The sequence below is a fragment of the Pseudoalteromonas sp. SS15 genome (assembly GCF_049257195.1).
In the GTDB taxonomy this organism is placed as follows: domain Bacteria; phylum Pseudomonadota; class Gammaproteobacteria; order Enterobacterales; family Alteromonadaceae; genus Pseudoalteromonas.
Map to the genome: position 1 here is coordinate 215715 of NZ_JBMMUD010000007.1, position 16118 is coordinate 231832.

The 16118-nt window shown below is 43.7% G+C and carries 11 protein-coding genes; 7 read left to right on the plus strand and 4 right to left on the minus strand.

Going from position 1 to position 16118, the window contains the following annotated elements:
* Nucleotides 1–15 precede the first annotated feature (15 nt).
* From AAEU28_RS15830 to AAEU28_RS15845, 4 genes are all read right to left on the minus strand, one after another.
* On the minus strand, nucleotides 16–2430 hold the full coding sequence (locus AAEU28_RS15830; protein WP_421964998.1) for an ABC transporter permease: 2415 nt from the start codon (nucleotides 2428–2430) through the stop codon (nucleotides 16–18).
* 83 nt (nucleotides 2431–2513) lie between these two features.
* On the minus strand, nucleotides 2514–4910 hold the full coding sequence (locus AAEU28_RS15835; RefSeq protein ID WP_421964999.1) for an FtsX-like permease family protein: 2397 nt from the start codon (nucleotides 4908–4910) through the stop codon (nucleotides 2514–2516).
* Between the two features lie 2 nt (nucleotides 4911–4912).
* The gene (locus tag AAEU28_RS15840) at nucleotides 4913–5620 is read right to left on the minus strand and encodes an ABC transporter ATP-binding protein (RefSeq protein ID WP_421965000.1); all 708 of its coding nucleotides are present in this window, start codon (nucleotides 5618–5620) and stop codon (nucleotides 4913–4915) included.
* Nucleotides 5621–5631: 11 nt separating this feature from the next.
* Complete coding sequence (locus AAEU28_RS15845) at nucleotides 5632–6882, minus strand: efflux RND transporter periplasmic adaptor subunit (RefSeq protein ID WP_421965001.1); 1251 nt, start codon at nucleotides 6880–6882, stop codon at nucleotides 5632–5634.
* 279 nt (nucleotides 6883–7161) lie between these two features.
* On the opposite strand from AAEU28_RS15845, the gene AAEU28_RS15850 reads away from it, so the two are divergent.
* The 7 genes from AAEU28_RS15850 (at nucleotide 7162) to AAEU28_RS15880 (ending at nucleotide 15875) form a co-directional block, all read left to right on the plus strand.
* Complete coding sequence (locus AAEU28_RS15850) at nucleotides 7162–8592, plus strand: sigma-54-dependent transcriptional regulator (RefSeq protein WP_421965002.1); 1431 nt, start codon at nucleotides 7162–7164, stop codon at nucleotides 8590–8592.
* Nucleotides 8593–8607: 15 nt separating this feature from the next.
* Entirely contained in the window at nucleotides 8608–9924 is a 1317-nt protein-coding gene (locus AAEU28_RS15855) for a sensor histidine kinase (protein WP_421965003.1), read from the plus strand.
* 484 nt (nucleotides 9925–10408) lie between these two features.
* Nucleotides 10409–10957 (plus strand): hypothetical protein, encoded by a 549-nt coding sequence (locus AAEU28_RS15860; protein ID WP_421965004.1) that lies wholly within the window; start codon nucleotides 10409–10411, stop codon nucleotides 10955–10957.
* A gap of 316 nt (nucleotides 10958–11273) precedes the next feature.
* Nucleotides 11274–13616 (plus strand): TonB-dependent receptor, encoded by a 2343-nt coding sequence (locus AAEU28_RS15865; protein WP_421965005.1) that lies wholly within the window; start codon nucleotides 11274–11276, stop codon nucleotides 13614–13616.
* Between the two features lie 95 nt (nucleotides 13617–13711).
* Nucleotides 13712–14047 carry a hypothetical protein gene (locus AAEU28_RS15870; protein WP_421965006.1) on the plus strand — a complete coding sequence of 112 codons (336 nt, stop codon included), beginning with the start codon at nucleotides 13712–13714 and terminating at the stop codon, nucleotides 14045–14047.
* Nucleotides 14047–14316, plus strand: a complete 270-nt coding sequence (locus AAEU28_RS15875; protein ID WP_421965007.1) for a hypothetical protein — start codon at nucleotides 14047–14049, stop codon at nucleotides 14314–14316. Before AAEU28_RS15870 ends, AAEU28_RS15875 begins: the two co-directional genes overlap by 1 nt.
* Nucleotides 14313–15875 carry a PepSY-associated TM helix domain-containing protein gene (locus AAEU28_RS15880; RefSeq protein WP_421965008.1) on the plus strand — a complete coding sequence of 521 codons (1563 nt, stop codon included), beginning with the start codon at nucleotides 14313–14315 and terminating at the stop codon, nucleotides 15873–15875. The genes AAEU28_RS15875 and AAEU28_RS15880 overlap by 4 nt, the downstream gene beginning before the upstream one ends.
* Nucleotides 15876–16118 lie beyond the last annotated feature (243 nt).

Genomic DNA, 16118 nt, shown 5'->3' on the forward strand with positions numbered 1-16118 from the left:
TGTATATCTGAGTTGTTATTCATAACGTAAAATTTCTGATGGACGCGCACTGGCCGCTTTAAATGCTAACGCTGCAACGGTGAGCCAAGTGAATGCAGCCACAATGAGGCTTGCCAAGCCATACACCCAAATGGTTTGCTCAATGCGGTCGTTAAAGCCTTGCAGCCAGTTATCCATGAACCAATAAGCAAATGGTAAGGCGATTACTGCTGCTGCAAGCACTATGATTAGAAACTCGCGAGCGAGTAGATTCACTAAACTGAAGCGTGTTGCCCCGAGCACTTTTCTTATTGCTAATTGTTTTTGCTGACGTTTTGCTGCAAATGCTGCGAGTCCAAATAAGCCTAGGCAACTCAAAAGCATGGCCAGCACAGAGAAGTTTCGGATCAGCACAAACAAGTCTTGCTCGATGCGATAAACTTTAGCCAAGTCTTGCTGCATCAAGCTGAATTGCGGATCAGCGGTTAAGTTAAACTGTTTTAAAAGTTGGCGTAGCTGATTAAATAACTGTGGAAGGTTTGCTTGCTCGGTGCTTATCACCAATCGAACCGTGGATTGTGAGCTGTATCCTGCTGAAAATGACACAGGCAGCCAATCATCTTTCGCCGACCCCACTTTGATGTCTTTGACCACACCGACAATGGTTGCATTGATGTTGCGATACAGCCCCTGAACTTGTAACCCCACCACTTCACTCACATTGTCATAGCCTGCGCGTTTGGCCATTTGTTCGGTCACCAAAATAGCCATTGTCTGAGGCGCTTCTTCGCCTGATTGCTCGCCTGCGACTTCATTTACATAGTGCAGCCAATCACTCTGAAACTCTGGAGAAAAGTCTCGGCCAGCGAGTAGTGTCAAACCTAAGGTTTCGACGGCATGAAAGCCTGTGCCGATAGTCGGTGGCAGTTCACTTTCTTCATAGCCGTTTGGCCAACGGAAGTAAAAGCTTTCTAAAATGCTATCTGTTAAGTCAGTATCGGTTGTTGTAACTTGATTAACACCTGACAGCGCACGGATTTCATTGAGTATTGCATGTTCTTTTTCCATGAGTTGCTTGCTGCTTAAATCATGGATCACGATGCGATCTGTCGCGTCATAGCCTACCGACAAGCTTTGTAAGAACGACAACTGCTGCAAACTCACTAAAGTACAAACAATCAAGGCCATTGCCATCGCAGACTGAAATACCAATAGTCCCTTTCGAACCAGCTGGCCTGCTTTTAATTGCCCGGCAAGCAATGAGTTTAACGGTGCGCATGCGACACAATATGCAGGATAAGCACCTGACATAATTACTAATAAAACGGTTATAGCTATGATCACCGCAAACTCTGAAGCTCCCCACACTAAGTCGAGTGGTCGATTTGCAAAGTCGCTAAAACTTGGCAAAAGCAGTTCAACCCAACACACTGCAAGTAATGTGGCACACATCACCATCAATAATGCTTCTAACAAGAATTGAACTATGAGCTGGCGCTTGCTTGCCCCCAAAGTCTTACGCATGGCGATCTCTTTGCTGCGATACAACAATTGCGACACCGCTATATTGATGTAATTGGCTGCGGCAATGGCGAGTAATAAAACACTCAGCGCTACACTCAAAGTAACTAAAAAGGCAGAGCCACCCGCTTTTAATTCAAATGGCGAATGGGCTTTAAAGTAAACTTCTCGCATTGGCACTAAACGATATTCAAGCTGACTGTTTTTGAGTTGGTATTTTTCAATGAGTCGATTGGCTAACTGCTTTTCTATCGCTTTTAAATCAGCATTTTGTTGAGTTTTGAGGTAGATATAGCTCGAAATGTCGCTATGTTCTGTGAAATCAATGGGCACTAAGGCATGAAACAAAAAGTGACTATTATCAGGTAAGTCTTCAAAAATGGCTTTTACGGTAAAACGTTTTGCCTCGATCAATATCGTTTGCCCGAGTGCACCTTCTGCACTGCCAAATAGTCGTTCTGCTTCACTGCGACTCAAAGCAATCTGCTGAGGTGCTGAAAGAGCCGCTTCAAGGTCGCCTAAAATCACAGAGATATTTACAAAATCACGAATATTCTTCGCTGTACCGTACAGATTGTTTAGCTTAAATGCCTGATCAGCAATTTTTATATGCTCAGATAACAAACCACTATCAACCACATCGGCGAGTATAAAAAGATCAGCAACATCACTTCGCGTTGTTAAAGTTTGCGCGATGTTCACCATAGTCAGTGGAATTTCTTCTAACCCTGGTACATTCACATCAACATGCAAACGATAGACTTGCTGATGATCGGGCTGCATCTCATCAAACGACAATTCATACTCAGCAAATAATGCCACCAGAAGTGCGGCTGCCAAGCCAACACTTAACCCAAAAACATTCAATAACGAGTACAACTTATGTTGCTTGAATACTCGAAATGCTGTTGTTACATGTGATATCAACATATCTCACCCATTAGATCTTGCTCTCACCCAAAAATGGCCTATCAGTTACACCGATAGACCATAGCTTTGGCTAGAAACTCAATTTATTCATATCGAAGAATTAACGAAGGACGCGTACTGGCGGCTTTGAACGCTAAGCTTGCCACTGTGACCCAAGTAATAACAGCAACCACAACCGCTGCCACACCATACACCCAAACAGCTTGGTCGATGCGGTCATTAAAGTTGGCTAACCAGTCACCAACTAACAGGTAAGTTACTGGGTAGGCAATGGCGATACTCACACCGACTAACACTAAGAACTCTTTCGCTAAGATATTCACAATGCTGATACGAGATGCGCCTAGCACTTTGCGAACCGCGACTTCTTTTTGACGACGGGCTGCTGCGAATGACGCTAAACCAAACGTACCTAAGCAAGTTAAGAACACCGCAAGGCCAGTAAAAATAAGCACCACTTGAGAGACACGCTCGTCGCCTCTTAATACCGCTTTATAACTGTCAGATAGTAAGTTGATCTTCGGTTCAAACACGTTAGCGTGCTGCGCTAAAATCTCAGCGGCTTGCTGTCTGATACTCAATACATTTTGTGGGTTTACTGTTAACACCACTTCTGAGGTTGGGTTGAAGTAACTAAAGCCCAGTAAGAACATGATGTCTGAATTTGAATTATGCGCATTACCGACTTTAACGTCTGCAACCACACCCACAACACGCATTTCTACATTGCGACCTGTGTCTTTAATGGTTTTACCTATGATGTCGGCCATATTGTTGTAACCTGCTTGTTTTGCAACGGTTTCAGTAATAATCACACCTACATGCGTTACACCATTAGCGCGGTTTGCCCAATCTCCTGCATATTGCGAAGAGAAATCACGACCAGCTAACAGCTCTAAACCTAAGCTTTTTACGACTTCATAGCTGCTACCAATAATCGGCGTCAAACCACTCGATTGTTCGCCATTAGGCCAAGTTGGTTTTAAGGTATTGTTAATCGAGCGGGTTAATTGCGTGTCGATAACACCAACATGCTGCACACCATTGATAGCTGACAATTTGTTAAATACCGCACTAGGCTGCTGAGTAAAGATGTTGCCAACCGGCACTTCTGAGATCACTAAGCGCTGATTCGTTTGATAGCCTAGCGGCAAGTTTTGTAAGTGCGATAACTGCTGCAGTAAGGTCACAGAGCCAACTATCAAGCCAATGGCTAAAGAGGCTTGAAAAGTAAGTAAGCTTTTACGAACCCAGATTGCTGTACTACCACGCTGTAAATCACCACTTAATACACGTTTGGCACTGAATGATGAAATGAAGAACGCAGGGTATAAGCCTGCCAACACGCCAACGGCAATCGCAACAATCACAATGCCCGCACCAAAACTTGATACATAGTTAAGCACTAATTCGCGATCGACTAGACTATTAAAGCTTGGCATAACCAATTCAACTAACACGCAAGCTAGCACCATAGACAGAACTGCAACTAACACAGATTCAGACAAAAACTGGCTGACTAACTGGGTTTTGCTCGCGCCTAGTGCTTTACGAACGCCCACTTCTTTTGCACGCTTTGTCGATTGTGCGACGGTCATATTGATAAAGTTAAAACTCGCAATCAAAACAAGTAAAATACTTAAGCCAACACAGATGGTTACCACTTGCTTAGTGCCACCCGTTTTCATCTCAAATGGAGATTTAGCGGTTAAATGCAGATCGAGTAATGGGTGTAACTCAATAAACATCTGCCCTTTAAATTCACCAGTATAAGTTTGCTCCGTAAGCTGCTGTTCTAGCGATTTGATATCTGTGCCAGCGGTCACTCTTAGGTAGACATAATGGGCCGTCATCATCAAATCTTTAGGGTCGTTATCTACATACGCTAAGTTTTTAAAACCAAAGTGGGTATTCTCAGCTAAGTCAGCAAAGACCGCGCGAACCGTATACTTACCTTTGGCATGATTAAGTGTTTCACCCACGACATTGGTACGACCAAAAATACGTTGTGCTTCCGAGCTACTTAACGCTAGGCTTTCTGGCGTACTCATGGCTTCTTTTAAATCACCATCAAGCGTTTTGATATCAATAAAGCTTTCGATGTTAGCCGTGGCGGCATATAAGTCATTCAGTTTAAAGCCTTGATTATTATGCTTAACATCGACTTCGGCCTCACGGGTAAATTCAATCAACTTGAGTGCGAAGACATCTTCAACCTGGCTGAATTCTGTCGCACGAACACCTTGGTTATAATTAAAGATAGGAATAACCCCTAGGCCCAATTTTGAATAATCCTGACCGATACGATAAACACGCTCCGCATTGGGCTGGTGCTGATCGAACGACAATTCATTCTTTGCAAATAGCGCCACTAAAATTGCCGCTGCAAGACCCACACTCAAGCCAATGACATTCAATAAAAAGTGCTGTTTTTGTTGCTTAAAGGCACGAAGTGCCGTCATTAAGTAATTAACTATCATAATTAGGCAACCTCGCTTTCAAGTCCTTGAGATACACTATTGGCTTTGTCTAACATAATCTGACCGTCTAATAGACGTACTAAACGGTCGGCATACGCGCCTTCTTTTTCTGAGTGGGTTACCATGATCACCGTTGTGCCTTCACGGTTTAGTTCGCGCAGCATGGCCATCACTTCTTCGCCGTTTTTAGAATCTAGGTTACCGGTTGGTTCATCGGCTAAGACCAGTTTAGGATTGATCACTAAAGCACGGGCAACTGCCACACGCTGTTGCTGACCGCCTGATAGTTGCTGTGGTAAGTGATCGGCACGGTGATCGATAGCAACACGCTTTAAAATGGCTTCAACACGCTGTTTACGCTCACTTTTTGAGATGTTTTGATATTGCAGTGGCAGCTCAACGTTTTCGAAAACCGTAAGTTCATCAATCAGGTTAAAGCTTTGGAAGACAAAGCCAATCGACGCTTTGCGTAGTTGTGATAGTTGCTTTTCGCTATAACCTGCGATGTCGGTACCATCGAAATCAAAGTTGCCTGAGCTCGGTGAGTCCAACATGCCTAAAATAGACAGCAGCGTTGACTTACCACAGCCAGAAGGGCCCATTATGGCAACGAACTCGCCTTGTTCTACAGCTAAATTAATGTCGTTTAAAGCAGTTGTTTCAACGTCTTGAGTACGAAATACACGGTTTAAGTTAGTTAATTTGATCATGGGTCTGGTCCTTAAAATTTTAATGTCTGTGCTTTGTCGAAGTTGCTGTAGCCTGAGGTGATCACTTGTTCACCCGCCGACAGGCCATCTAACACTTCGAAATAATTTTGATTTTTCTTACCTAAGCGTATCTCTCGACGCTCTGCTGTTGTGCCATCGCTTGATAGCACGTACACCCAGTTACCGCCTGAGCTAGTAAAGAATGCACCGCGTTTTAGTAATAATGCGTTGTCTTTGTTGCCACCTAGCATCAGCTCAACGTCGATACTTTGACCGCGTTTAATATCTTGTTGGCCACTTGGTAGTGCGACTTCAACCTGAAACTGCGACTGGGTCACCCGGCTGTCTATTTTGCTCACTGTCGCCATCACGCTGCCGCCATCTAAGTGCACGTTGACGTCCATGCCATGTTGAACTTGGTTTAAGTAGAATTCATCTAAGCGCAAAACTAATTTGTATTCATTTGGAATATCGATTTGACCAAGGCGAGCGCCACGACTTTTTGATTCACCCATTTCTACATCAAGCTCACTCAAGTAACCCGACACAGGCGCTTTAACTAATAAGTTATCTAAGTTTGCGCGGGCAAACTGTAAGTTTTTCTGTAGCATTTCAGCGCTATCTTCTAGCTGCTCGACTTGCACTTTACGAATTGAATTTTCTTGCTTTTGACGCTCTAAGGTCAGCTCTTTTCTCGCTTTGTAGTAAGCTAAATCTTCTGAGATTTCAGAAAGTCTGTCTTGGGCTAATACACCGCGCTCAACCAGTGGCTTAGATTGCTTATAACGACGCTCTAAATGGGTAATTTGTAAGTCGATTTCTAATAAGTCACGGCGCAGATTCAAACGACTGGTTTCCATGTTCATTTGTGTATTGCGTAAGAAGTTAAGCTGTTCAGTCACCTGCGCTTCGCGGCTCATCACGTCTAACTGCAAGCTGGTGTTACTCAAGCGCACCAAAGGCTGACCTTTAGTGACATAAGTACCCTGCTCAACCAAACGCTCTTCAACCTGTCCGCCCGCAATGGTGTCTAAGTAGATGGTAGTTTTTGGTACAACCTGACCTCGAAGGCTTAACGCATCGACAAACGCGCCTTGCTCAACCGCATTAATGGTAACACTGCTTAGTGATAAGTTTTGACTGCGACCCGATGATGAGTCTGTAAATGCAAATGCCGCAGCAGCAATGCTCAGTAGCACACCCGCAGCAACGGCTTTCTTAAGATGTTTTTGTAATCCTGAACGTTCAATTTTCTTATCCATAGCACACCTCTAAATCGTTGAGAGTTTGGTCGATGTTCGTTTCGACAAATAAGTCCGAATATGGCAGAGATAAATCAAACACTATGCCAATTTTTAAGCACTTAAAAATCAACCACTTACAAAGATTTGTATTTTCATAAATAATTAGAGTGTCCGGAAACAGAACACATCGAAAACCACAATGTGTCCATTTATGAACACATTAATAGACGCACTGTCACTAAATGAGGTAGGCTAAAAAGAATAAAAAGAAGCCAAAAATAGGCAAAGGCAAGGACCATGACGCAAACAGCCAAACAAGCTGGACACATTTTAATTGTCGACGACAATACTGATATTTTAATCGCTGCTAAACTGCTGCTAAAAAAGCACTATCAAAAAGTACACACCACAGATAACCCATTTGATATTGAAGAGATCGTAAAAACGCAGCCTATCGATGTCATCTTACTCGATATGAACTTCAGTCAAGACGCCATAAGCGGTAAAGAAGGGTTTTACTGGTTAAAGAAAGTCGTTGAGCAAGATCCCAGCATTGCAGTGCTGCTGATGACTGCATATGGCGATATTCAATTAGCCGTTGATGCCATCAAAGCCGGCGCTGCTGACTTTGTTGCCAAACCATGGCAAAACGACCAACTATTAGGGGCCGTCGCGGCCGCCTATGCGCACGCCCAAGACAAACAGAAAGTTGGGCAACTGACTCGTCAAACACAAGGTTTAAATCAAGCACTTAACCAAGGCACAGGTGGTAAAAACTTCGACTTTTTAGGTCAAAGTGCGGCCATGCAGCAAGTATTTAGCACCATTGAAAAAGCCGCGTTGACCGATGCCAATATTTTAATCACCGGCGAGAGTGGTACAGGTAAAGAACTCGCGGCACATGCCATTCATCAAGCCAGCTTGCGTCGCGAAAATGCTCTAATTAGCTTAGATATGGGCGCAATTGCTGACAACCTGTTTGAAAGTGAGCTATTCGGTCATAAGAAAGGCGCGTTCACCGATGCCAAAGCAGACAAAGTCGGTCGTTTCGAACTTGCCAACGAAGGCAGCCTATTTTTAGACGAGCTTGGCAACTTGCCACTGAGCCAGCAAACCACCTTGTTAGCCGCGCTACAAAACCGTCAAGTCACTCCCGTTGGCGGCAATAAAGCCATAGATGTGAATATTCGCCTCATTTGTGCCACCAACGATAACTTACAACAAGCCGTAGACGAAGGGCGTTTTAGACAAGATTTACTTTACCGTATCAACACCATTGAGATACGTTTACCACCGTTGCGTGAGCGCTGTGAAGACATTCCGTTATTAGTGAATTATTACCTCGAGCACTTCTGCCACAAATACAAACGCACATTATGTGTCAGTGACACCGACATGCAAACCTTGAGCGCCTACACCTGGCCGGGTAACGTTCGAGAGCTGGCCCATGCCATTGAGCGTGCAGTGATCTTAAGTGAGGGTGAGCTACTCGATATCAGCACTGTGGTTGGCCAAGTAACGACCACCGCGCAACCAAGCCAAGCTGATAGCGCACAAAACGAGTGCGAGCAGTTGATTAATGCAGACACCTTTAACCTTGAAGAACTTGAACAACGCACCGTGCGCGCGGCATTAAAGCACTATCAGGGTAATGTATCGCAGGCAGCCAAAGCGCTGGGATTAACCCGTGGTGCCATGTATCGCCGCCTAGAAAAATACGATTTATAACCGGAGCTGAGTATTTTGAGTCACTTCACGAAGCACCCTACAACGGTATTTTTTGCCACCATATTGTTACTTTGCGTGCTAATTACCACCAGTACAAACTTGTATATACAAGGTGGATTTTCAGCGACTTTACTGCTTTTAAGCTTATTTTCGTGCGCGACTTTGTTCTCGCTTATTTCGCAATTTAATAAACAAAACAAGCACATGAGTTTTGTTTTAAAGTCTTTGGCGAATGGCGATAGCTCTTTGGGTTTAAGCAAGCACCACCCTATGCATAGTCACCTTGAAGAGATCAAAGAGAACATTCAGAGTGCACGCTTTAATGCCGAGCAACAGGCACACTTCTTACAGGCCTTATTAGTGCATATTGATTTGGCCGTCGTGGTGTGTGATGACACGGGCGACGTGATTGAATCAAACCCTGCCGTTGCCAAATTGCTCGGTAAAGCGGTTCGCCACTGTGGTGATTTGGCGCATATCGCGCCTTTAGTCGAAAGTTGTGATCGTAGCCTCAAAACCATTGCTAATTGGCAATATGGTGAACAACAAGACACCTTGTCTATACAAGTGAGCGTCGCCCACATTCAAGGTAAGATCCGCAAAATTATTACCTTGCACTCCATTCGTGATGCCCTGCAAAACAAAGAGCAACAAGCCTATAAGCGGCTTACTAAAGTGCTCACTCACGAAGTTGCCAACTCCATCACGCCGCTCGCTTCCATTGCACAAAGTTGTGAAAGCCTTTTACCTGAAACACTCACCTTTGATGATGAAGAAGACAAAGACGATCTGGCTATGGCGTTAAAAACACTGGCAAAACGCACCGAATATTTAGGTGACTTTATTGGCCGCTTTAGAGAAGTCAGTAATTTACCTGCGCCCACGCTTAATCCTGAGCAACTTGCTCCATTAGCTGAAGGCGTATTCCAGCTCCATCAGCAAACTTGTAGTGCAGCCAATATCGATTTACAACTGGACGTGTCGCATTCACAACTAACGATGTTAGATAGCGCACAAGTTGAGCAAGTACTTATTAACTTAACTAAGAATGCCATTGAAGCGGTGCAGCAAAACAGCTGCTGTACCTCAGCAGTCGTGCAATTAAAAACAGGCTGCAATGAAGCAGGCCAGCACTATGTTGAAGTCAGCGATAACGGCCCGGGCGTAGCAGAGCATGTAGTCGATATGATGTTCGTGCCGTTTTTTACCACCAAGCAAAAAGGCTCAGGAATAGGGCTAAGCCTTTCAAGGCAGATTATGTTAAACCATGGCGGAGATTTAATTTATATCCAACGTGAGCAAGGCGCTTGTTTTAGATGCGTATTTGGATGATGTTCGTGTCTATATCTGAGGCTTTACCACCAAACAAAAAAGCTCAGGGATTGGTTTGATTTTGTCTCGACAAATTATGCGCTCACACCTTAAAGAATATGGCGGCGACCTCATTTACACCCATCGTGGGCAAGGCGCTTGTTTTAGATACATGTTTGGATGATGTTCGTGTCTATATCTGAGGTTTTACTACCAAGCAAAAGGGTTCTGGTATTGGTTTAAGTTTATCTAGGCAAATCATGCGCTCACACCTTAAAGAATATGGCGGCGACCTCATTTACATCCAACTGGGGCAAGGCGCCTGTTTTAGACTCGGGTTTAGATGGTATAACGTCTTTCTAGAAACAAAACAGCTTCAAAACTGGTTAAGCCTCACAAAGCTTAACCACTCCAAAAATTCATTACAATCTACCAACACTTTCTTACAGTTAACGCCCTTTACTCACCTTACAATTTCATCAGTTTTACTTGCAAGGACCCTCGCATGACGCGCTACATTGCTTCTCTTTTCTTACTCGGTTTAACCGCTTTACCCTGTTCTGCCAATGATGATTTCGACTTTTCTGTATTTGCCAAATCAGAATTCAATGCACTTGACGATCACATCATTTCAACTGGGTTTGAAGTGCTTGGCTATTTTAACCATACCCCTTTTGGTATTGGCTTTACCAGTGCGTTAGGCAACGCCAGTGTGACTACCGAGCAAGGCTATCGCGAAGACTTTCTCACATTAGATACTGGGCTTAAATTCGGTTATTTCTCTACTGTTTACGCGTATGGTGAGTTGGGCTTTGATGCTTTTGAGCTTATGTTTCACGACCAACGTAACAATGACCGTTATAGTAACCATTCTAGTATCATCGTTTACAACGCGCCTAACAACGAAATTGATGCTTACTTAGGTGCAGGTATCGGTGTGCAGATTGAACACTTTAAACTCGAAGCCTACACCCGCTATCGACAAATTGATGGCAATGGCTGGGAGGCCGAAGACAATCACTTCACAGGATTACAGCTCTCCTTTAGCTTCTAACCAACTGTTTTATATAACCTTATTAATGCATATATTGGTACGGTTATGAATATATGCATTCTTTTTGTCGAAACTGATAATTACATTTAAGCTAAAAAACCTTTCATACAAAGCAGCCAGAATAATTTCTTAACCATAAAAATCAAAACCTTAAAAGCAGCTCTATATAATTTTATTACCTCACCTTGCTCAGCATAGAATAAAAAGCAAGATTAAAATACCCACAACAAACACTGTAATGATAATGATTTGCAATTTTGATCATGTTAGTATTTGCAACCTATTTTTTTGAGCAAATACTTTATACGGACGAATAATGAAACTCTCTGCGCTCTCATTTGCACTACGTGCGTCTCTTGCAATTCCTATGGCACTGTCTAGCCAACTTGTTTTTGCCGATGATCAAGGTGATGAAAAAGAAATCGAAACCATCATGGTCACAGGTCAAAAAATTGCACGTAGCCTGCAAGAAACTACCACGAGTGTTGCTGTACTGACTCCTGAGATGATCGAGCAACAACAGATCAACACTTTCACCGACGTGATGGTAAATACCGCCAATACCCATGGTGATAGCTATGGTTTCAGCATTCGAGGTATTGATGGCTTTAATGTATCAGGCGGTGGTAATAGCTACCTGGCAAGTGTGTATATTGATGGCGCGCCGCTACCACAGGGCTTAGTTCGTAATGGTGGCTTCTCAACATGGGATGCACAGCAAGTTGAAATATTGCGTGGGCCACAGTCTACATTGCAAGGGCGCAACGCACTTGCTGGTGCAGTTATTTTAAATACTCAAATGCCAAGCCATGAAAACGAAGGTAAATACAAATTACTGATCGGTCAAAACGGCCAGCAAGAAGCGGGTATTGCCATTGGCGGTGGCCTGATTGAAGATGAGTTGTCATTTAGATTCAGCGGTGAAGAAAAGCGCTACGATGGTAACGTTATTAACCTTCATGACAACTCTGACTCTGATTTTAATGAAGAACACACCTACCGCTTAAAGTTTTTATATGAGCCGGCAGGGTTTGAAGACTTCTCGGCAATGCTCAGCTACATGAATGCAGAGCGCGTATATGGTGATGCAAACCTAACAACTAATGCCGGTGAAGTTGACTTTGATAACCGTACAACAATTTATAACGACACTCGAGAGCGCAAAGCCGAAACTGAACTGGTTTCTTTAACTTTGAACTATGACATCAATAGCGAGTTATCGTTTTCATCTTATACAACTTACTCAGATGTGCTTGAAGCGTTTGACTGGGACTCGGACTACCCACAAGGTCTAGGTAACACACCAATCGTCGACACAGGCAGTAGCACACTCTACAACAATACAGAAAAAACACTAACTCAAGAATTCAGGCTTACATTTGATTATGAAAGCTTTAGCGGTGTAGCGGGCGCTTACTATTTTAATGGCGACAGAGAAGCTCTGAGCAATGGCTTAAACAACTACAACTTATCTCGTCTTGGCTTATCGAGTAGCGTGTTACAAGTAAGGTATAAACTAAGCCCACAAATTGCTGACTTGGTCATTGCACAATATGCAGATTTTGACCCTGCCAGAACGCAAATTTACTCTCTTACCGAAACAGAAGTGACGAGCTATGCACTCTTCGCTGATGGTGTTTGGCACCTCAATGATCAGTGGGATATTTTAGCGGGCGTGCGTTTTGACCGTGAAGAGCAAAAGAATGGCAATGATGCGAAATACACCATTTTAAACCAAGATAAAATGCCAAACCCTGCTAATTATGCGGGTACGCCTTATGAAGGTATTGTGCCGCTTATCACTGGTATCAACAGCTTATTACTAGGTCTTGCAGCTGACGCTTCAAAGCCGGCAGCTCTATCAGATACCAGCTTCAATACTTTCTTGCCTAAAATTGGCGTGAGTTATCATCTGAATGACGACATCACCTCAACCTTTACTTTCCAGAAAGGGTATCGTTCAGGCGGTGTCGGTATCAACCAAGCGAAATCTGTGACATTCGAGTATGAGCCTGAGTATACAGACAACTATGAATTAGCAATTCGCTCTACGTGGTTAGAGGGTGCATTAACTGCAAATGCTAACTTCTTCTATACAGATTGGACTGATCAACAAGTTTCTGTACAACTTTCTTCAAACAATTTTGATCTAGAAACAGTCAATGCGGGTAGCTCTGAAGTGAAAGGCTTCGAGTTTGAAGTGAATTACAACGTAACAGATTACCTAAAAGCCTATGCAGCGATTGGTTATGCAGGCACTGAGTTCACTGACTTTAAGATCACAACACCAGAAACCGAGTATGACTTAACCGGCCGCCAGTTCTCTGCCCCAGAGCGTACACAAAGTGCAGGCTTAACTTATCAAGGACCTGAAGGTTTATTCGCGAACATCAATATTAACTATGCCAGCGATGCACCTAATAGACCAAATCCATATCGTGATGGTTTGCAGCCTGGTGATGCATTCTTTGACTTACACAATGATGCGCGCACGCTGGTTAACTTTCAGCTTGGTTACGAATGGGATAACTACGGTATTTACTTCATTGGTAAAAACATCACTGATGAAGAATATTACGTCGCACACCGTGCCCGTAATGCACGCTTAGGTGCGCCAGCGGAATATGCGATTTCGTTCCGTGGCGTATTCGACTGGTAAGACAGTCAACATTTAACCCCTATAAAAAGATGTCGTAGCAATGCGACATCTTTTCGCGGTTTTAGGAAATATAACTCAGTAGCAAGGATTTAAATATGAGTTTTTTTTACCTCCTGCCTGCCTATTGGTTAACAGGCATGTTGCTTTATGCCTCAAGCCCTCGGCAGCAATTTTTAAAGACACAACAATTTAAACCCCCTCGCTGGTTGGCATTAGTCACCATTGCCCTACTCAGTGTGATTACTCTTTCATTGCTGATTAGTGCACATTTCAGCCCTGTGGTCGCAGGTATTTTTGCGCTACTTGGTTTAATGCTGTTTATTCCCGCGCCCGTATTCTTACTTAACCATAAACCTCAGTGGGCCATCGCTAGCATTATTGCTATCTGTATGCTTAGTGCAGGGTTGCAGCTGATTTCGGGAGGCCAGTAATGTGGCATAAAACCTTTGCTGGGTTCTTATCTGGCGTCGTCGTGATGATTTTAGTGCCTAGTATTTTAAGCCTGTGGTTAGTCGCTCACATAAATGTGATCTTAGCTACATCACTAGTACTGGCCTTAGCAGCTTGGGCAGGCGTCATGACTTGGTGCTATGGCGCTGAAAGTGGCAAACAAGCTTGGCAACGAGCCGGCATACTGACCATTCCAACCATCATAATTTTTGTGATCACCTTCTTTACTGCAGCAGGACCAACAGGATGAAACAGTCTACGTTAAAGAATTTTACCCATGCACATGCATGGCTTGGTTTGATCATCTCAGGGGTTTTGATGATCGTTTTTGTTTGTGGCTCAATGTCGTTTTTCAGAGAAAACATCGTATTGTGGGACATGCAATATGATGCACCGAAAACAGACTTAGCCAGTCAGAAACAACATGTACCCGTGTCAACGATTGCCAAACAGATCAGCGACCAAGGGCATACCATGCCGGCGGATCATGGTGTGTTTATCGAACTTCCCACTCAAGCCCAGCCTTTCTATGTCAGTTATTTTGAAATCGAGACACCTGAAGGCGAACATATCGACATCAATCAGAGCTTTGATCCAGAAACAGGTCAACGTTACGAATTAGATCAAGAAGACTTTTATCTTGGTAACATGCTGTATCGTATGCACATTAACTTGATGCTACCCGGTGGTACCGAGTTGGTGGGGATTGTGTCGTTGATCTTCTTTGTCATGGTGTTTACCGGTACGCTGATCTTACTAAAAAAAATCATCAGTCATTACTACCAATACCGAGTCGACCGCCGCAAAGACACCTACCTTGATGGCCACAGCATCATAGGTATTAGCACCCTACCTTATACGTTTTTATTTGCCCTCACGGGTGTCATGTTCAACTTGAGTATTTTACTGCAAGCAGGGTTTGGCTTTGCGGTATTTAAGGGCAATATTCCTGCTTTAATGGCAACCGCAGACTTTTACGCGCCACCAAGAATTACAGAGCTCTCGGGTCAGCCTGCAGACTTAACTTTGCTAGATGATATGGTGGAAGATGCACAGCGCCGCTACCCAGAACAAAGCGTGTACTTTTTGAATATATTTGCGCCTAACGATCAAGCAGGCCAAGTTGAAGTTGCAATGACAGCGCACCATACTCTAGACCAACTGACGCGCCTGACATACTCGTTAGCAGATGCCCGTTTAATCAAAGAATATACACCAAGTCAATCAGCCACAGCAGGCACATATAGTGTACTCAGTTCTCTGCATTTCGGTGAATATGGCGGCAATACGCTGAAGTTTATCTATTTCTTACTCGGTTTAGCATGCTGTTATATGATTTTAACAGGTAATCTAATCTGGCTAGAAAAGCGTGAAAATAATCGTAAACAAAGTAAACGCGGCCTGCAATTCGTGAAAGCCATGACCTTAGCGCTATCGAGCGGTACTTTGATCGCTGTTGCCAGCACCTTCATTGCGGCACGCTTCGCACCAGAGTCATGGTCACAAGTCAGTCTACTCCCGCCTTTGTTTGGCGTGATGATCTTAGTCTGTTTAGTACACGGCTGGTTTAGTAAAAATGTCAGAGGCGGCATGATCCAACAGCTTTACATTGCTGCGGTGTTAGCTTTAATTTGCCCACTTTACGACTTGATCCAGATGCTACTTGGCCACACGCCACCGAGTTATCTCATTGTGGATGTTTGGCTGGTGACCATAGCTCAAATGTTAGTCGCTGGATTTTGTTTATTGTTGGTGAGACACCACAGACCAAGAGCAAAAGCGTTTAATTTAGCGCCTGCGGTCAGTTAATTAGCGAAAAAATCTGGTTCACAGATCTATTTAGCACTGAAAAAAAAGCGCACTTCTCACAAATGCGCTTTTTGGTATGGGTAAGTTGTGCAACTTTTCTAAATTGTCGCGCTAAAGCATGACCTTGTATCTCTCCTTGATGAGTGTTTAGCTAGCACTTATCAATTCTGGAAGTCAGAGAGCTCGAGCACGACCTGAGCACTCAGATGCTGTTTTGTAGATTGAGCCCTGACTTCCTAACCT